We start from the raw sequence: 18,372 nt of genomic DNA on the forward strand, positions 1-18,372 counted from the left end.
GATGCGCAGGTTGATGGTCGTATCAGTCTGCCTGATTTTCGCGTGTTTGCCGGCGCAGGCGTTCGAAAAACGCGAAGGCAATTTCGTCGCCAGTAAAGCGTGTGAAGCCTGGCAATCGAAGAACAAGCGCACCAATCCCGGAAACGTCATGACGGAGCCGGGCCGGACCTACGAGATGAAGGGCGTCAACGCGCCCGGCGGGGATTACGTCCAGATCGTGCTGCCGGATGCGCCAGGCGCTACGGATCGCTGGGTTCGCGCCGATTGCGGAACCTTTGTCGACAAGGGAATACCGCAAAAGGCTGCGTCTCGCGACGCGCCGTCAGAACATGGCGAAGCAGGTGGCGAATTCGTTCTGGCGCTGAACTGGCAACCCTCCTACTGTCAGGTACAGCCAGGTAAGTCGGAATGCAAAAAGCTCAATAGGGGCCTCCTGCCCGAGACTCAAACGCAGTTGTCGATCCACGGCCTGTGGCCGCAACCGATCCATGAGGAATATTGCGGCGTCCCGCGAAGACTTGTCGAACACGACAGGGCCGGACGCTGGTGGCTGCTACCCGAACTCGACCTTGATGATGAAACGCGCAAGGCCCTGGAATTCACGATGCCTGGCACGGCGAGTTACCTCGATCGGCACGAATGGTACAAGCACGGCACGTGTCATCCGGGCGAGGAAGACGCCAACGGATACTACAGAGACACGCTTCGGCTGCATGCAGCGATCAACGATACGCCGATCAGCGGGTTTCTGGCGGACAATATCGGCCGGCCTGTGTCGACCGCTGATATCAGGGATTTGTTCGACGAAGCTTTCGGAGAAGGGGCGGGCGCACGGGTGCGGTTTCGGTGCACGGACTACAATGGCCGCATTCTGCTGAATGAGGTGCTGATCAATCTTCGGGGCGTGCTGGATGACAGCGTGCCAGTGCAGAATTTGCTTCTGGCAGCAGATCCGGTGGCGATCGGCTGCAGGGAGGGCGTTATTGATCCTGCGGGACTACAGTAGCTCCGGGGCGCAGTTCCAGAATTTCGGGGCCGGAATTGGACGGGCCGTCGACATTGTCGTGCTCGGCGTTTTCCATGTTGACGGAGGAAGTTCGGGAGCCTTCATCGACAGTCTCGCCTGACGAGGGGCCGACTTCCTCGACGCCGAAATCTCCGCCGCCGCTGAATGTCACGGCGGATCCTTCATTTTCCTGCGTTTTCTGGACGACGACCGGCGGTTCGGCGTCATCGAGGTCGCGGAATGTGCGCACGGGGCTTCCGCCCATCATGTTATCGACCTGGACAGCCTTCCGGTCGCCGTCGACGCTCGTTTCGGTCACCTGAACGGCCGGTTGGTTGTCGTCCTTGTCTTCGTCATCGGAAGAGCAGCTCTTGCAGTGAAATTCGAGGATTGCGCCTGCCTGAATTTCGGGCGACTTGATCTCGATGATCGATTTCTGGGCCACTGCCGCGGCCGGGACGAGCAGCGTTGGGATCAGGATAAGCGCAAGACGTCTCATGTCACACTCCGGTTTTCCGACATGATAACACGGAAGAGTTTTCATCCCGTGTGCAAGCATGGTTAACAGGCGGATGCGTCTAGTCTTTTCGACCGATCGCCCGCCAGCCGATATCCCTGCGGAAGAAGCCGTCTTCCCACTCGATTGAGTCCACGGCTTCATAGGCCTTGCGCTGCGCTTGGCCGACTGTGCGACCGAGCGCCGTTACGCCGAGCACCCTGCCGCCATTGGCGACGGTCTCGCCGTCCCGCCTCGCCGTGCCTGCGTGAAAAATCTCGACGTCCTCCGCCGCCCCGGCCTTATCCAGATTGCGGATCACGGATCCCTTGGCGTAGGGTCCGGGATACCCCTTTGACGCCATGACGACGCAGAGCGCTGCCTCATCGCGCCAGCGGGCGCTGGTCGTCCAGAGCATTCCGTCGGTCGCGGCCTTCAACAGCAGCAGCAGATCGTCCTTCAGCCGCATCATCAGCGCCTGGCATTCGGGGTCGCCGAAACGGACATTGTACTCGATCAGGCGTGGTCCTTCGGACGTGATCATCAGACCGGCGTAGAGAACGCCGGTGAATGGCGCGCCCATCTCGGCCATGCCCTTCAACGTCGGGCGAATGATCTCGTCCATGCTGCGCTCGATCATCGCGTCGGTCATTACAGGCGCCGGCGAATAGGCGCCCATGCCGCCTGTATTGGGGCCGGTGTCGCCTTCGCCCACCGCCTTGTGGTCTTGCGCCGTGGTCAGGGGCAGGGCGTTTTCGCCATCGCAAATACAAAAGAAGCTTGCTTCCTCGCCTTCCAGAAATTCTTCGACCAGGACCTCCGCGCCCGCCTCGCCGAACGCGCCCTCGAAGCAATCCTCTACTGCCGCGCAGGCTTCCTCAACCGTACGGGCGACCGTTACGCCCTTGCCGGCGGCGAGTCCGTCCGCCTTGACGACGATAGGCGCGCCCGCGGCTCTAATATAGGCCTTGGCTTTCGGCGCATTATTGAACCGCATATAGGCGCCGGTCGGAATGCTGTATCGGTCGCAGAGATCCTTGGTGAAGCCTTTCGACCCTTCCAGACGCGCAGCGGCGGCTGTTGGTCCAAACACCGGAATCCCGGCTTTGGCAAGATCGTCGGCGATGCCGGTGACCAGCGGCGCTTCAGGGCCGACGACCACAAGGCTGATCTCCTTGTCTCTGCAGAAGTCGACGACCGCCGCGTGATCGTTTATGTCGAGATCGACGCAGATTGCGTCATGGGCGATGCCGGGATTACCGGGCGCGCAATAAAGTATCTGCAGGATCGGGGACGCGGCCAGTTTCCAGGCGAGCGCATGCTCCCGTCCGCCCGATCCGATCAGCAATACGTTCATGCGTCTTCCCCGTGCCAGCGCAGAGTTTATGTTCACCTAAGCAGCGGCTCGCAACGGGTCAAGTGCGAGTGGCCGGATGGCGGCGTTGCGGCTGGGCTTATCCACGCCCTCTTGACGAAGCGGCGGCGAGGCTGCAACGAGAAGCGATGACGCATTCGGACGAGAAAACGGGGCGCGTGGCGGACGCCACATCGGGAAGCTGGGTCTATTCCGCCCTTCCGGCGAGCTTGCGCCCCTACGCCCAGCTTGCCCGCTGGGACAGGCCCATTGGTTGGCAATTGTTATTATGGCCATGCTGGTGGTCGGTCATGCTTGCCGCCAATGCGCCGGGACAGCCGGTGGAGCGGTGGCGCATCGCCTATTATCTGGCGCTGTTTGCAATCGGGGCGATCGCGATGCGCGGCGCCGGATGCACCTACAATGATCTCGTCGACCATAAAATCGACTCTCGCGTCGCGCGCACCCGGTCGCGCCCGTTGCCGTCGGGCCGGGTCAGCCGCATGCAGGCCAAGATTTTCATGGCGCTGCAGTCACTCGTCGGGCTCGGCGTGCTGCTTCAGTTCAACGGTTTTGCAATCGTACTCGGGATCTGCTCGCTCGCTATCGTGGCTATCTATCCCTTCGCCAAGCGTTTCACCGACTGGCCGCAACTGTTCCTGGGACTGGCGTTTTCCTGGGGCGCGTTGATGGGCTGGGCGGCGATGTTCGGCGGTCTCTCCGCCGCGCCGCTGCTTCTCTACGCGGGAGCCATTCTGTGGACGATCGGCTACGATACGATCTACGCCCATCAGGACAAGGAAGATGACGCGCTGGTTGGCGTGCGATCGACGGCGCGCCTGTTTGCAGAGCAGACAAAACCCTGGCTTGCAGGGATTTACGCCGCTTCGGTGGCGCTGATGGCGCTTTCGGTTTATGCGGCGGGCGCAGGATGGCCCGCCCATGTCGGGCTCATTGTGGCCGCAGTCCTGCTGGCGCGCCAGATCGTTGTGCTCGACATCGCAGATCCCGACCAGTGTTTGGCCCTTTTCAAGGCCAATCACATAGTCGGGTGGATCATTTTTCTGGGACTTGTCGCGGGCGCGGTTGAGAACTGGCTCTAATTCCGCGCGATCATCTCGATCCCGCCGATCACCAGACGGACGCCTGTCGGCTTGCCTCCGCGGCGCATGCGGATGCCGGGCTTGCGCGACTTGAGCACTGTCTTTCTCCGGCGCGGTTGTACCATCGCCTTGCTGACCGGCGTCAGAGGCTTGTCGAGCCTAGACGCGCTTCCGTCCGCCTCGATCATCAGCATCGGCAGATTGTAGAGGCTCGTCCAGGATCGCCAGTCGGCTGCGATGTCGCAGAGATCATGCGCGACGAGAAGCGGCACGCAGAGGTCGGCGTCCTTGTGGTGCAGTTCCAGCGTAACGGTGATCTGTCCGTCGCCGTGATCGATCGCGCGGGCAGCGACGCCTTCAAAAGCACGCGCAGGCAGCGCGATCGAAAGCGGAAGACCGCTCTGCGGCAGCACTTTACGAACCACCGCGCCACGATGGCTGAGCGTAAAGGTGACGTCCGCGGCGTCGTGACGGGATGCATAGCTCACCTGTTGCGGAAGATTTGTAGGATCCAGCCGAAGCAGATCGCCCGCCCAGGCGGGTTTGCGCAGCGTGTTCTTCATTATGTAGCCTCTGTCACTTCTGAGAGCCGGTTGCCCGGCGCGGGACTTCTGTCCTCTTGTGACGGCTACTCTAGCGCAAACGGTTACCGCCCGTCTTAACGTTTTGGGTTAAGAAAAGACTGAATTTTGAAATGGTTATCAAAACGGAACCGCGGTGATGAAGGTTTGAGGAAAATTGGTCGGCGAGCGGTGATGCGACGGCGCCACGGTATATCGTACGCAGCGCCGCCTGATTTTATGAAAGCGGCACGAATGCGTAGCCGTCGCCGTCCTTTTCTATCTTGCCGGCGTTTGGCAGGCCGAAATGATATCCTGCGACGGTGGCTCCGTCAGCGACCGCCCTGTCGAACATCGCCCGGCGGTTTTGTTCCGCAAGTTCGGGGTTCATGTCGAAGACTGCGTGCCAACCCGGATTTGCTACGAATAGAGCAGGGATGTTGGAAATGTCGCCCATGACGATGAGTTCGTCAGACCCTGAACCGACAAGATAGGCCGTATGTCCTGGCGTGTGACCATAGGCCGGCAGCATGCTGATGCCGGGGGCAACTTCCTTTTCACCATCGACACGCGTGACGTTGTCCCACTTTGCCAAAGTCGCCTGGAGCCGCTGAACGAGCGGTTTGGCGGAATCGGGCATCTTTTCGAGCGTCGCCGGATCGCTCCAGAATGCATATTCCGTTTCGGGAACGATTATTTCCACGTCGGGGAATATCTGCGCGTTCGTTTCCTTTTCCATAAGGCCAAAGACGTGGTCCGGATGGAAGTGCGAAACAAGAATCTTGTTCACACTGGCCGGATCGATGCCGGCGGCCTTCATGTTGTCCATCATCGCGCCAGCCTTCGGACTGAGTTGTCCTCCGGTGCCGGCGTCGATCAGAATGACGTCGTCGCCGGAGCGGATCACCGTTTGAGTGAACTCGATCGGGATGAAATCCGTCGAATGACCGCCCTTCTCGAGCGCCGCCCTGGCGTCATCGACCGTGGCGTTGCGGATGAAGCCGTCATCGTGACCCTTCTCCCAGACGCCGTCATAGATGGCCGTCACTTCAATGTCGCCGACCGCGTAACTGTGATAGCCCTTTTCACGGATTTCATCTGCAATGGCGCTTGGAATGAAAGAGAGCGAGCCGGACAGGCCGAGCGCCGCCGCGCCGCCTGAGAGATACAGTACTTCCCGTCTGGTAGCGTTGCGCATGATTATTTCTCCTGATGAATGTTGACGCATCTGGAATGAAACTAGCGGGATATGCCGACCGGTTCCATTGGAACCGGATCATTGGCGTTCACAATGCCGAGATGAACCCAGCCAGAAAACGCCCGGCGCTATTGACGCCGGGGCGTGCTGCGATGTCACCGCATCAGCGCGTTTATGTGTATCGGGAAGGACTTTATTCGCACACCGGTGGCATGCCAGACAGCGTTTGCGATCGCGCCGACTGTACCGGTTATGCCGATTTCTCCGACGCCCTTGATTCCCAGAGGGTTCACGTATGGATCCTCCTCCTCGACAATGAACGCCTCGACCGATGGCACATCGGCGTTGACCGGCACATGGTAGCCGGCGTAGTCCGCATTCATTGGACGGCCTGTGCGTGTTTCGTGCAGACCCTCCTCATGAAGAGCGAATCCGACGCCCCAGATCATGCCGCCGGTCAACTGGCTCCTCGCCAGTTTAGGGTTGATGATGCGTCCGGCTGCAAACGCGCCGACAAGACGGCTAACGCGGATCTGGTAGAGGTCGGGATCGATGGTCACTTCCGCGAAAACCGCGCCGTGCGAAAACATGGCCCGCGCCTCTGCTTCAGCCGGATCGCGGCCGCCGGCGCCCGTTTCCTCGATCTCGTCGAGGCCTGCGCGGGCAAGAATGTCCTCGTAGCTTTCGTTTCGGTTTTCGTCATCGGCGCGAAAAAGACGGCCGTCACGGGCCTCCACGCCGACATTGCCAGCGCCGAAGAGCGGCGAGGCGGGGTCGTTGGTCGCCAGTCCGGCCAATTTCGCGATCACGTTGGCGCCGGCGGAGTACAGAGCTCCGCCGGCCGACGCCGTGTGTCCGGACCCGCCTGCTATTCCACCATCGGGCTGATCCGACGTGCCCGATCGGAACTCGATCCTGTCGGCAGGCAGCCCCACGCCGTCTGCGGCGATCTGGGCTAGCGCGGTCCAGGCGCCTTGGCCCATGTCCGCGCCTGCCGTCTCGAGCAGCGCGGTTCCGTCGCGGCGCAATACGGCTCGCGCCCGTGCCGGGAACATTGGATTGGGGAACAGGCAGGAACCCATGCCCCAGCCGACGAGGCGCCCCGCATCGTCGCGCATCTGGCCGGGTGCAAGCGGTCGCGAGGCCCAGCCGAAATGTTTGGCGGCGGCCGTGTAGCACTCACGCAACGCTTTGGAGGAAAACGGTTTTCCGCTTGCCGGGTCAGTCTCTGCATAATTCCGCAATCGGAATTCCAGGGGATCGAGTCCGGCGGCCTGGGCCGCGATGTCTATCGCGCATTCCAGAGCAGCAGACCCCGACGCTTCGCCTGGAGCCCGCATCGGGCCAGGCGTGCCGATATCGGCGCGCACAGCCATGTGGCGCGTGGCGATTGCCGGGCTGGCGTACATATTGAGCGAGGCATTGGCGGCGGGTTCGATGAATTCGTCGAAGCTGCTGGTCATGCCTGTTGAATGATGCTCGAGGGCGGTCAGACGCCCATCGGCGTCGGTTCCGAGTTTCAGCGTCTGGCGGGTTGCGCCGCGATGTTGCACGGGGCCGAACATCTGGTCTCGGCGCAGCGCCAGCTTGACAGGACGCTGCAACATGCGCGCCGCCATGATCGCGAGAAGCTGTGGCCCGATCGGGATGGCCTTGGAGCCGAAACCACCGCCGAGATACGGGCTGCGCAGCGTCACGTTCTCCGGCGGGACGCCGAAATACCCCGCGAACATGCCGCGCGCCATGATGATCGCCTGGTTTGGCGTATCGAGGGTCAGCCGGTCGCCGTTCCATTCCGCGACGATGGCGTGCGGCTCCATCGCGTTGTGATACTGTATCGGCGTCTCGATACTGGTTTCCGTGCTGTGTTCGGCGGCTGCATGGCCGGCGTCGATGTCGCCCTTCGTGAATGACGGCGCGGCGCCGATCCCGACAGCCGATGGTTCGTAGGGCGCTCCACTGTCGAAGCCAATGCGGGCAGGTTCCTCCTCGTAGGTCGGCGCAAGCAACCTTGCCCCTTCAGTGGCCGCTTCCAGCGTTTCGGCGACGACAAGCGCGATAGGCTGGCCGGCGTAACGCACCGTATCGTCCTGCAGTGCTTCTATGCGCCAGGAAAAGGCGTGCGGTTTGGCGTCCGGATCTATCTGCAGCGGCGGACGGTTTTGCGGCGTGAGGACCTCGACTACTCCGGGATGGGATTTCGCGGCGTCAACATCCAGGCGGGTCACGCGACCGCGGGCAATCCCAGCGGAGGCGAAAACGGCGTGAAGCAATCCCTCGGGCCGGTTGTCAGCCGCGTAGGCGGCGGAGCCGGTCACCTTTGCGACGCCGTCGCGACGGGACATCGGCTGGCCGGCGTTCGATCCGAGACGGACGTGACTGGCGGTCGAGACGGTTGGCGTATGGGTATCAGACATGGGCGGAAACTCCGGTGTCGGAAGCGAAGACGGAGGCGGGCAGGGCGGGCATGCGCGCGGGCGTACCCTCTGCGGCGCGCTCCAGAGCGCGGATAACGAGGCGTTTTGCGAGTTCGATCTTGAAAGCGTTTGCGCCCGAAGGTTTAGCGCCCTGCAGGGCGGCTTCGGCGGCTTCGACGAACAGATCGGCGTCCGGCGCGCCGTCGCGCAATCTTTCTTCGGCAATCACCGATCGCCAGGGGCGGGCGGCGACGCCGCCAAGTGCGATCCTGGCCTCGGCAATCGTGCCGTCTTCCATACGCAGCATAGCTGCGGCCGAAACGATGGCGAAGGCGTAGGATGTGCGCTCCCTCAGTTTCAGATAGCGGGCATGGCTTGCAAACGAGGCCACGTCCGGCGGCAAACGCAGCGCGGTGATGATTTCGCCTGGCGCAAGATCGACGCCGCCGGGCGACGTGTCGTCAGGAAGTGAATAGAAGTGGGTCAGGGGCGTCTCGCGCGCGCCCTCCGGACCCTCGATCTCGAGCACCGCATCAAGCGCTGTGAGTGGGACGCAGAAATCGGCCGGATGGGTGGCGATGCAACTGTCGCTCCAGCCAAGCACCGCATGATTGCGCGTATCGCCGCCACGAGCGTCACACCCAGTCCCTTCCTTTCGACGATTGCAAGCGCTGCGCAGGTCTTGGAAATAGGCGCAGCGCGTCTGCTGCATCAGGTTGCCGCCCACGGTCGCCGCGTTTCTGAGCTGCGGCGAAGCGCCGGAAAGCAACGCCTCGGCGACAGCGGGACACGCAGCCGCAAAGGCCTGGTCGCGGGCAAGATCCGCATTGCGCACCAGCGCTCCAATGCGGATTGTTCCGTCATCTTGCATCTCGATCCGGTCTAGGCCCGGTAACCGGGTGATGTCGACGATCTTGTCGGGACGCGCTATGTCGACTTTCATCAGGTCGAGCAGATTGGTGCCGCCGGCGAGGTAGGATGCTCCAGGCTGTGATCCGGCGGCGATAGCGTCTTTGAGGGAGGCGGGGCGGATGTAGTCGAAGCTTTTCATGCGCTTATCCTTTCGTCGTCCGCAAGACGCCTCTGTGCGTCGAGCACTGCCTGCGTAATTCCGGGATATGCGGCGCAGCGGCAGATATTGCCGCTCATGCCCTCACGGATGCGTTCCGCATCATCGCCTGCGTCGCCTTCGGCGATCAGGCCGACGGCGCTCATTATCTGGCCCGGCGTGCAGTAGCCGCATTGGAACCCGTCATTTTCGATAAAGGCAGCCTGCACGGGATGAAGTTCACCGTTCCGAGCCAGACCTTCAATCGTGGTTATGGCAACGCCTTCAACGCTGGCGGCGAGCGTCAGGCATGCGTTGATCCTTCGGCCGTCGACGAGGACGGTGCAGGCGCCGCACTGTCCGCGGTCGCAGCCTTTTTTCGTTCCTGTCAGGCCAATGCGCTCGCGAAGCACGTCAAGCAGTGTCGCTCGCGCGTCTTCGAGCAACATTTTATGTCTAGTTCCATTTATGGTGAGGCTGATGGAAAGGGGCATAGTATCTCCGATGCTGGGTGCAACCTTGCAGCAGATTACGCGGGCTCTTTCGTTCCCGGTTCATTCGGTGCAATATGGGTTTACGGCTGGAAGTCCATCGAAAGGAAATATACGGAGGCACCCTCCGTTTATCAAGAGGGTCTCTCCGATTTTGTCAAATGGGCGTTGAAACGCAGAAATCTTCCAGGCGCCCGCGCGCCGATTCAATCCGCAATCGCGAGCGGTTGCTTGAAGCGGCCAGTGAAATTTTTTCGATCGGCGGTCCAGGCGCCAGCCTCGAAGCGGTAGCACGAAAGGCTGGAGTCGGGATTGGCACGCTCTATCGTCATTTCCCGACCCGTGAGGCGATTTTCCAGGCCGTCTATCGTCGCGAGGTGGACGAGATGGTCGAATTGGCCGACAGGCTTGCGACGGAGGCGGATCCCGCGGATGCGTTGAAGCGCTGGATGCATGCGAGCGTGAGGATGGTGGCGACCAAGCGCGGCATGCTGGCCGCGCTCTCACCTGCGATGGACGGTTCGACGGATTTCTTCGCTGATACGTCCAAACGGTTGATGTCTGCCATTTCAGGTCTTCTGGATCGCGGCGTCGCCGCCGGAAGACTTCGCGACGACATCACGGCCGATGAATTGATGCGCGCCTTTCTGGGCATTTGCTACATTCCGGAAAAGCCCGGCTGGCAGGACACGGTTGTCCGGCTGCTCGATGTGTTCGTCGACGGTCTTACGACGGATCGGGACTCCAGGAAGTCAGGATAGGATTCAGAAACCGATCAGAGCGAGCACGGCGCCTGTCGCCGCCGCATCAAGAGCTGCGTCCGCCAGTCCGTAGGAATCGTCGTCAGGCTGTTTCGACTGAGCAGTCTGGGTCTGGTTCGCAGCCTGTTGCGACGCTCCGCCGGATTTCAGGTCTGCTGAAATATCCGCCACCATCCGCACTGTTTGCTCATCTACCTTGTACCCGGCTGCGCGAAACTGTTTCGCGACCGGTTCACGCGACTCGTCGAGCAGCGAAAAGGCGAATGCGCGCTGCCCACCGGCTGTCGCTCCCTTGTTCATGAGAAAGCGGACCGTTTCGGTATTATTTGTCGCCGATGCAATGACCAGCGGCGTGTCTTCGGGGCTGCCGACATTGCAGGTGCGATTGCTGTCCTTTGCCGTGCGATTGACCTCCGCGCCTTTCTCGACAAGGTAGCGCGACACCGCCAGCGAATTCGCCTTGACAGCATACATCAGCGGCGTGCGCCCCGCACAATCGGGAACATCCACCTCGGCGCCTGCGGCAACCAGTTCGCGCAAAATCGCGATGTTGCCCTTGCCAGCGGCCGTGTGGATCGGTCGGGAATCGAGCTTGTTGTTGGTCCCGTTAACGTTTGCGCCGTTTTCGATACCGGCGCGCACGGCGACCAGATTTTCGTTCATGATGGCGTAGTTGAGTTCACCGGTTGACGTGGTCGTGTTGCAGCCGCTCAGAAGGCCAATCGCGGCGCAAAGGCAGATAACGTTTCTTTTCATGCAGGCAGATACTCGTTACATCAGGACTTCACGAGACGTAACATGCCGTTAACGGTTCATCAACATTTGGCATTGGACAACGGCCGAACTGATGGTCGATGCCCCACCTTCCGCGCGCGTTTGTAGCTTCGAGAAACTGGTGTGCATGCCGGCGCCGTTCCAATCGCCCTTGATCGTCGTGTTTTCCGGGGCGGCGTCGCCGGACATCGCCAGGTGACTCGCCAGCCGGATGCGAAACCTTTAGGCCCCGCCGCGCTTATGTTCGAGCCACGCTTCGAAAACCGACTGGTTGGGCAGTTCGCAATCCTCCATCAGGAGATAGTTCGCGCGTTACCATGCCTGCACGAGAGAGGAGATTTTCTCCGTCTCGCCATTCGCCTGCGTCCGGGCTTCGTGGAAATCGACCGAGACCATGCCGGGGTCGATCTGGACGCGTTTCCGGTCCGCCGGCATGCCCGCGGGCGTCCTGCAGACGAAAACACGCCCGGTCCGTTTACCTGTGGAAACAGCGTCGCAAGGGAAGTTTCAAGCGACGGATCAATATTCAGAAGATGATCGAGCCTCAGGCCCCGTCGCATGTCTTCCGTTGCGCGGTTCGCGCCGCAAATCCGCAACTTGTACTTTGCAGGCATATACAGTTTCGCAGCGACGACCAGTCCCCGAACGCCTGGGCGGGTCATCGACTACACCTTCGAAAGATCGACGATCAGTATTGACTGGCTGTCGCGATCAATGTCCACGAGAACGCCGTAGAGTTGTCCCGCCGGTCGGCTGTCTACGGCGCTAGCGATCTCGACGATTGACAGCGAGCCTGTCGTTCTTGTTGTACATTCCATCTTGGGTTTTCCTTTCTACGCGGCTCTTGGTAGGCGGCCGCTCGCAGGCCGATCAAATGCGGCTTGCCAATTGCAGGTGAAATCCAATGCAGGCGTGTAAGCGTGCGTGGAAGGTGTAGTGGTAATTTCAGGCAAAGAGCGTTGAAATTGCACCTCAGATTTCAGTCAGTCGTGTTTTCGATCTCTTCCATGTCGTCATCCGAGAAACCGAAATGATGGCCGATTTCGTGTACCAGGACATGCTGAACGATCGCCTCGAGCGTATCGTCATGATCACGCCAATATTCCAGGATGGCGTTGCGGTAGAGCCAAATCCGGTTGGGCATCTGTCCAGTCCGAACTTCCATCGCCCCTTGGGCCATGCCGACGCCCTCGAACAGGCCCAGCAAGTCCAGCGGATTCTTGAGGCCCAGTTCGTCCAGGACGTCTGCGGATGCGTAATCTGCGGCCACGATCTGGACATCTCGGCAGAGAGCCGAAAATTCCTCCGGCAGGCCGTTCATCGCCGCGCGGCCAAGTGATTCGAATTCATCGAGGCTGGGCGTACTGCTATCGTTGCGATGTAATTCCATCAATTCGCATCCATGCATAGGCTCATACGTATTTTGAACCGGTATGCTCAATATGGGACGGATCGTTTTCGGACGCCACCGCCGATTGCCGTCCGCCGTAGGGAACTTGCGCGCCTCACAGGCATTCCTCCCTGGTCGAGATCAAGTGAAGAGGAGCCGGCCTATCTGATCAGGCAGGACGACGGCGATCGTGTTCTGAAGAGCCAACAGAACTCACGAAAAAGGGCGGCGCTTCGAACAATTGAAGCGCCGCCCCGATGGTCTCAAAAACCGATGGTTCGGATCAGTCGATCAGATCGAAACGATCCGCGTTCATCACTTTGGTCCAGGCGGCGACGAAGTCGTGTACGAACTTCTCCGCATTGTCGTCCTGGGCGTAGACTTCGGCGTAAGCGCGCAGCACCGAGTTGGAGCCGAAGACGAGATCCATGCGCGTCGCGGTCCACTTGACGGCGCCGGAATTGCGGTCGCGGATCTCGTAAGTGCCATCTCCGACCGGTGTCCAGCTATTGCCCATGTCGGTCAGGTTGACGAAGAAATCCGTCGTCAACGCGCCTTCACGGTCCGTGAAGACACCGTGCTTTGTGCCGCCATGGTTTGCGCCCATTGCGCGCATGCCGCCAACCAGGATGGTCATTTCGTTCGCGGTCAGGCCCATGAGTTGCGTGCGGTCGAGCATCAGTTCCTCGGCGCTGACAACGTAGTCGTCCTTTAGCCAGTTGCGGTATCCATCAGCCAGTGGCTCCAGCGCGTCGAAGCTTTCCGCATCCGTCATCTCGTCGGTGGCGTCGCCGCGACCAGGCGTGAAGGGAACTGTCACGTCGAAGCCGGCGGCGGCGATCGCCTGTTCCACGCCGACATTGCCGGCCAGAACGATGACGTCGGCGATCGAAGCGCCGGTTTCGGCGGCAATCGGCTCAAGCACCGAAAGCACCTTTGCCAGGCGGGCGGGCTCGTTGCCTTCCCAATCCTTCTGGGGCGCCAGCCGGATGCGCGCGCCGTTGGCGCCGCCGCGCATGTCCGAGCCGCGATAGGTTCGTGCGCTATCCCAAGCTGTAGAAACCATATCGGTTAGCGAAAGGCCGGAAGCGGCGATCTTCACCTTCACGGCCTCGACGTCGTATGAGGTCGAGCCGGCCGGGATCGGATCCTGCCAGATCAGGTCTTCCTGCGGGACTTCCGGGCCGATGTAGCGAACTTTCGGTCCCATGTCGCGGTGGGTGAGTTTGAACCAGGCGCGGGCGAACGTGTCCTTGAAATACTCGGGGTCTGCCATGAATTTCTGGCAGATCGCATTGTAGATCGGGTCAACCTTCATCGCCATGTCGGCGTCGGTCATCATCGGATTGTGACGGATGGAAGGATTGCTCGCGTCAACCGGTTTGTCTTCTTCCTTGATGTCGACCGGCTCCCACTGCCAGGCGCCTGCCGGCGATTTGCGCAGTTCCCATTCGTGGCCGAACAGCATGTCGAAGAAGCCCATGTCGAATTTCGTCGGCTGCGTCGTCCAGGCGCCTTCGAGGCCGGACGTCACGGCGTTCGCCGCCTGGCCCTTCATTTCCGGGTTGGCCCAGCCGAGGCCCTGCGCCTCCGGTCCGGCGGTTTCGGGATCGGGACCAAGCAGCTCGGCGTTGCCGTTGCCATGGGTCTTGCCGACGGTGTGTCCGCCGGCCGTCAGCGCCGCGGTTTCCTCGTCATTCATCGCCATGCGCTTGAAGGTCTCGCGAACCTGCGCCGCGGTCTTCATCGGGTCCGGCTTGCCGTTGACGCCTTCGGGATTCACGTAGATCAAGCCCATCTGAACGGCCGCAAGCGGATTTTCCATCGTTTCGGGGTGTTCCACATCGCCGTAGCGACCGTCCGAAGGCGCCAACCATTCCTTTTCAGCGCCCCAATAGACGTCCATTTCCGGATGCCAGATGTCTTCCCGACCATAACCAAAACCGAATGTTTTCAGCCCCATGGATTCATAGGCGACATTGCCGGCGAGAATGATCAGATCCGCCCAGGAAAGCTTGTTGCCATATTTTTTCTTGATCGGCCACAGCAGGCGCCGCGCCTTGTCCAGGCTCACATTGTCCGGCCAGGAGTTCAATGGAGCAAAGCGCTGGTTGCCCGTGCCTCCGCCGCCGCGGCCGTCGGCGAGGCGATAGGAGCCAGCAGCGTGCCACGCCATGCGGATCATAAGTCCGCCATAGTGGCCCCAGTCGGCCGGCCACCATTCCTGGCTGTCGGTCATCAAGGCGTGCAGATCTTTCTTGACGGCGTCGTAATCAAGCTTTTTGACTTCGTCGCGATAGGAAAACTCCTTGCCCATCGGATTGGTCTTGGAATCGTGCTGGTGCAGGATTTCCAGATTGAGGGCATTTGGCCACCAGCTCATGACATTGCTGCCCATGGCGGTGACGCCGCCATGCAAGACCGGGCACTTGCCCGATTCGTCGACTTTCTTGTCCATTTTTCTCTCCCGTCGTGGTCGCGTGGGTTGTTGTTACGAGGGTGTCAGGCGCCCGGACACCGGGCTTGGTTAAAACAAAAGCCACCTCGCTCGCCGGTCTGGGCGCCGACTGAGTCCTGACTTCCTTTGAACTATAATAATTCTTGTTGATTAGATAAAGTTGTATTTTCTGATTTTTGCGATAAGATTTTCTTATGAAAAATCTGACACTCAAACAGCTTCGATATTTCGAATCGCTCGCGCAGCATGGACATTTCGGACATGCCGCAGACGCATGTGCAATTTCGCAGCCCGCCCTGTCGATGCAGATCCGCGAACTGGAGGACTCTCTCGGCACGGAACTCTTTGAAAGAGGCGCTCGCCAGATACGGCTGACCAATTTCGGAGAGGTGTTCGCCGGTCGCGTTCGCGATATTCTCCGTTCGGTCGATGAACTGAGCGACCTTGCCCGCGCTTCGCAGAACCGCTTGGTGGGACGGCTTCGGATCGGTGTGATCCCAACGATTGCGCCATATCTTCTGCCGACGATCATCGGAAATCTCGCCCGGGCGCATGACGGTCTGGATATCCATTTGCGGGAGACCCAGACCCAGAAGCTGATCCAGGAACTGGAGGATGGTCGGATCGACACGGCGATCGTGGCGCTGCCGGTGTCGGAGCCGTCATTAACGGAGGTTGCGCTTTTCAAGGAAAGTTTCGTTTTGGTTCGACCGGGCGAGGACGAGGGCAAGCCCATTCCTGATCGCGACATGCTGCGGGAAATGCGGCTGCTGCTGCTCGAGGAAGGGCATTGTTTCCGCGATCAGGCGCTTTCCTTCTGCAACATCCATACGGGCCTGTCGCGAGAACTGCTCGACGGAAGTTCGCTCTCGACGCTCGTTCAGATGGTTAGCGCCGGTATAGGCGTGACGCTCATTCCTGAAATGGCGGTTCCTGTAGAAACGCGCTCGGCTTCGGTGTCCGTCGTGCGCTTCGCCGATCCGCAGCCCTCCCGCACGATCGGCATGATCTGGCGGAAAACGAATCCGCTGGCAGGGCAACTCATGCAGATCGCCGAAATCGTGAGGGAGTCAGCCGATGCGTTGCGTAATCAGCAGCCGGCTGCGCCTCCGACGAAGACTGACGAGTCTGCTGGTCTTTCTGCATAGATGCATGAGCGTAACACGTCGTGCCAAATCATATCTCTGTGCGGGAAACAAAGGCGATGAAACATTAAAATCGAATTATTCGAGTTTTGCTGTAAATAGTCCTCGTTGGTCTTGGCCATGATTGTGGTATATTTATAGTTCATAATATTCTTGAACAGGATCATATCTATGGAGGAGTGCAATGACACGATGGTTGCTTTCGTTGGCAATGGCGTCATTTGTAATAGGGGCGCCTTTACCCGCTGTATCTCAGGATTTTCAGTCGGACTCCGGCAGTCTGACTGACCTGAAGGCCGAGCGCGCTTTTCAGGACAAAAAGGCGTACTCGCCCTATGCTGATCGGAACTTCCCGACGAGGCCTCTGTTCGGCGACACTCATCTCCATACCTCTTTCTCGATGGATGCGGGAGCATTTGGCGCGCGTCTGACGCCGCGCGATGCTTACAGGTTCGCCCGCGGCGAACAGGTGACAGCGTCTTCCGGACAGCCGGTGAAGTTGTCGCGCCCACTCGATTTCCTGGTCGTTGCAGACCATTCCGACAATATGGGTTTCTTCCCCGATCTGTTCGCCGGCAAGCCGAACGTGCTCGCCGATCCCACCGGCCGCAAATGGTACAACATGGTCAAGAACGGCCAAGGAAACGAAGCTGCGATTGAGATTATTACGGCCTTTTCGCATAACACCTTTCCGCAAGAAATTTACTACGGTCCTGGCCAGCCTGCCTACAAGCACGCCTGGCAGGAAACGATCGACGCCGCTGAGGCCTACAACGATCCCGGACGCTTCACGGCTTTCATCGGCTACGAATGGACGTCAAACACCGATGGGAACAACCTCCACCGCAACGTCATCTTTCGCGACAATGGCGACAAGGCCAGCCAGGTCGTGCCGTTCACGGTGTATGCGCCTGGAAGCGACAATCCGGTTCACCTCTGGGAATGGATGGCGGCCTATGAAGACAAGACCGGCGGCAATGTGCTTGCAATTCCGCACAACGGAAATCTGAGCAACGGTGTCATGTTTCCGGTCGAAGAAGCCTTCGGCAAGCAACTCGACAGCGGCTACGCCGAAACGAGAGCGAAATGGGAGCGCCTTTACGAGACGACGCAGACCAAGGGTACGGGCGAAGCCCACCCCTATCTTTCTCCCAATGACGAATTCGCGGATTTCGAACTCTGGGACAAGGGCAATCTCGACGGTAGCGTTCCGAAGACCGACGCCATGCTTGAGTTCGAATATTCGCGCTCCGCTCTCAAGAACGGCCTGAAGCTGGAAAAGGAGCTTGGCGTCAATCCGTACAAATTCGGCCTCATTGGCAGCAGCGACGCGCACACAGGACTAGCGGCCATGGCCGAAGAAAATTTCTTCGGCAAGACAACGCCGCAGGAGCCGAGCCCGGAGCGCATGAAGGCTGTGTTCGTCGATAATCCGGCCACAGGAATCAAGATCATGGACTGGGAAGTCGGCGCGTCCGGATATGCCGCCGTCTGGGCCGAGGACAATACCCGAGAGGCTCTCTGGGACGCCATGTATCGCAGGGAAACCTATGCGACCACAGGCCCGCGAATGGTCGTAAGATTTTTCGGAGGATGGGATTTCGCACAGGCTGACGCCGAGGACCGTCTGCCGGCCGATATTGGTTACACGAAGGGCGTGCCGATGGGAGGCGATCTCGGAAATGCGCCTGACGGCAAAGCGCCGACATTCCTTATCGCCGCGTTGAAAGACCCGATTGGCGCGAATCTCGATCGCTATCAGATTATCAAGGGCTGGATGGACGCCAATGGAGACCTGCACGAAAAGATCTATGATGTGGCGTGGTCGGGCGACCGTGAGCCCGGAGACGACGGGAAGGTTCCCGCAGTTGGCAGCACCGTCGACGTTGAAGCTGCAAACTGGACCAATACCATCGGCGCGCCCGAACTGATCGCGGTTTGGGAAGACCCCGATTTCGATCCCGCCCAACCCGCATTCTACTACGGCCGCGTTATCGAGATACCGACACCGCGATGGACCGCCTACGATGCGAATCGCTTTGGCTCCACACCTCTGGAGGGCACACGCATGACGCTGCAGGAACGCGCCTACACCTCGCCGATCTGGTACAATCCGGAGGAATGACGCTGCGAGGTCCTGCTTCCGCGCGGAGATGAAGGACTGACTGGCG

Annotated in this window: 17 protein-coding genes; 5 read left to right on the forward strand and 12 right to left on the reverse strand. The window is 60.1% G+C overall.

The window, feature by feature from the left end; translation table 11 throughout:
• Position 1 precedes the first annotated feature (1 nt).
• Positions 2-1,006 (forward strand): ribonuclease T2 family protein, encoded by a 1,005-nt coding sequence (locus tag AAFN47_RS18275; RefSeq protein WP_499810683.1) that lies wholly within the window; start codon positions 2-4, stop codon positions 1,004-1,006.
• Here the strand turns inward: AAFN47_RS18275 and AAFN47_RS18280 are convergent.
• Together AAFN47_RS18280 and purD are read right to left on the reverse strand one after the other, a co-directional pair.
• Positions 981-1,505: a hypothetical protein gene (locus AAFN47_RS18280; RefSeq protein WP_499810684.1), complete on the reverse strand. Its 525-nt coding sequence runs from the start codon at positions 1,503-1,505 to the stop codon at positions 981-983. The two genes, AAFN47_RS18275 and AAFN47_RS18280, sit on opposite strands and share 26 nt — an antisense overlap.
• A gap of 79 nt (positions 1,506-1,584) precedes the next feature.
• A complete protein-coding gene (purD, locus tag AAFN47_RS18285) occupies positions 1,585-2,859 on the reverse strand; it encodes a phosphoribosylamine--glycine ligase (protein ID WP_499810685.1) in 1,275 nt (424 codons plus the stop codon).
• A 146-nt stretch (positions 2,860-3,005) separates the two neighbouring features.
• Between purD and ubiA the strand changes: the two genes are divergently transcribed.
• Positions 3,006-3,959, forward strand: a complete 954-nt coding sequence (ubiA, locus tag AAFN47_RS18290) for a 4-hydroxybenzoate octaprenyltransferase (protein WP_499810686.1) — start codon at positions 3,006-3,008, stop codon at positions 3,957-3,959.
• On the opposite strand, the gene AAFN47_RS18295 is transcribed toward ubiA, so the two are convergent.
• The 5 genes from AAFN47_RS18295 to AAFN47_RS18315 all read right to left on the reverse strand — a co-directional run bounded on the left by AAFN47_RS18295 (position 3,956) and on the right by AAFN47_RS18315 (position 9,676).
• Entirely contained in the window at positions 3,956-4,522 is a 567-nt protein-coding gene (locus AAFN47_RS18295) for a DUF6101 family protein (protein WP_499810687.1), read from the reverse strand. The genes ubiA and AAFN47_RS18295 overlap by 4 nt on opposite strands.
• 235 nt (positions 4,523-4,757) lie before the next feature.
• Entirely contained in the window at positions 4,758-5,717 is a 960-nt protein-coding gene (locus tag AAFN47_RS18300; protein WP_499810688.1) for an MBL fold metallo-hydrolase, read from the reverse strand.
• Between the two features lie 155 nt (positions 5,718-5,872).
• On the reverse strand, positions 5,873-8,134 hold the full coding sequence (locus AAFN47_RS18305; protein WP_499810689.1) for a xanthine dehydrogenase family protein molybdopterin-binding subunit: 2,262 nt from the start codon (positions 8,132-8,134) through the stop codon (positions 5,873-5,875).
• Entirely contained in the window at positions 8,127-9,185 is a 1,059-nt protein-coding gene (locus AAFN47_RS18310) for an FAD binding domain-containing protein (protein WP_499810690.1), read from the reverse strand. The genes AAFN47_RS18305 and AAFN47_RS18310 overlap by 8 nt, the downstream gene beginning before the upstream one ends.
• Entirely contained in the window at positions 9,182-9,676 is a 495-nt protein-coding gene (locus AAFN47_RS18315) for a (2Fe-2S)-binding protein (RefSeq protein WP_499810691.1), read from the reverse strand. Before AAFN47_RS18315 ends, AAFN47_RS18310 begins: the two co-directional genes overlap by 4 nt.
• 158 nt (positions 9,677-9,834) lie before the next feature.
• On the opposite strand from AAFN47_RS18315, the gene AAFN47_RS18320 reads away from it, so the two are divergent.
• Positions 9,835-10,434, forward strand: coding sequence for a TetR/AcrR family transcriptional regulator (locus AAFN47_RS18320; protein ID WP_499810692.1), 600 nt, complete (start codon positions 9,835-9,837; stop codon positions 10,432-10,434).
• 3 nt (positions 10,435-10,437) lie between these two features.
• On the opposite strand, the gene AAFN47_RS18325 is transcribed toward AAFN47_RS18320, so the two are convergent.
• From AAFN47_RS18325 to katG, 5 genes are all read right to left on the reverse strand, one after another.
• Positions 10,438-11,190: an ankyrin repeat domain-containing protein gene (locus tag AAFN47_RS18325; RefSeq protein WP_499810693.1), complete on the reverse strand. Its 753-nt coding sequence runs from the start codon at positions 11,188-11,190 to the stop codon at positions 10,438-10,440.
• A gap of 330 nt (positions 11,191-11,520) precedes the next feature.
• Positions 11,521-11,643 carry a hypothetical protein gene (locus AAFN47_RS18330; RefSeq protein WP_499810694.1) on the reverse strand — a complete coding sequence of 41 codons (123 nt, stop codon included), beginning with the start codon at positions 11,641-11,643 and terminating at the stop codon, positions 11,521-11,523.
• A gap of 230 nt (positions 11,644-11,873) precedes the next feature.
• Positions 11,874-12,026, reverse strand: a complete 153-nt coding sequence (locus AAFN47_RS18335) for a hypothetical protein (RefSeq protein ID WP_499810695.1) — start codon at positions 12,024-12,026, stop codon at positions 11,874-11,876.
• A gap of 161 nt (positions 12,027-12,187) precedes the next feature.
• Positions 12,188-12,598: a metallopeptidase family protein gene (locus AAFN47_RS18340; RefSeq protein ID WP_499810696.1), complete on the reverse strand. Its 411-nt coding sequence runs from the start codon at positions 12,596-12,598 to the stop codon at positions 12,188-12,190.
• A 283-nt stretch (positions 12,599-12,881) separates the two neighbouring features.
• The gene (gene katG, locus AAFN47_RS18345; protein WP_499810697.1) at positions 12,882-15,056 is read right to left on the reverse strand and encodes a catalase/peroxidase HPI; all 2,175 of its coding nucleotides are present in this window, start codon (positions 15,054-15,056) and stop codon (positions 12,882-12,884) included.
• Between the two features lie 194 nt (positions 15,057-15,250).
• Between katG and AAFN47_RS18350 the strand changes: the two genes are divergently transcribed.
• Both AAFN47_RS18350 and AAFN47_RS18355 read left to right on the forward strand, forming a co-directional pair.
• On the forward strand, positions 15,251-16,204 hold the full coding sequence (locus AAFN47_RS18350) for a LysR substrate-binding domain-containing protein (protein WP_499810698.1): 954 nt from the start codon (positions 15,251-15,253) through the stop codon (positions 16,202-16,204).
• A gap of 181 nt (positions 16,205-16,385) precedes the next feature.
• Positions 16,386-18,326, forward strand: coding sequence for a DUF3604 domain-containing protein (locus tag AAFN47_RS18355; protein ID WP_499810699.1), 1,941 nt, complete (start codon positions 16,386-16,388; stop codon positions 18,324-18,326).
• The last annotated feature ends 46 nt before the right edge of the window (positions 18,327-18,372 follow it).

This window comes from Hoeflea sp. CAU 1731, assembly GCF_039888615.1.
In the GTDB taxonomy this organism is placed as follows: Bacteria; Pseudomonadota; Alphaproteobacteria; order Rhizobiales; family Rhizobiaceae; genus Flavimaribacter.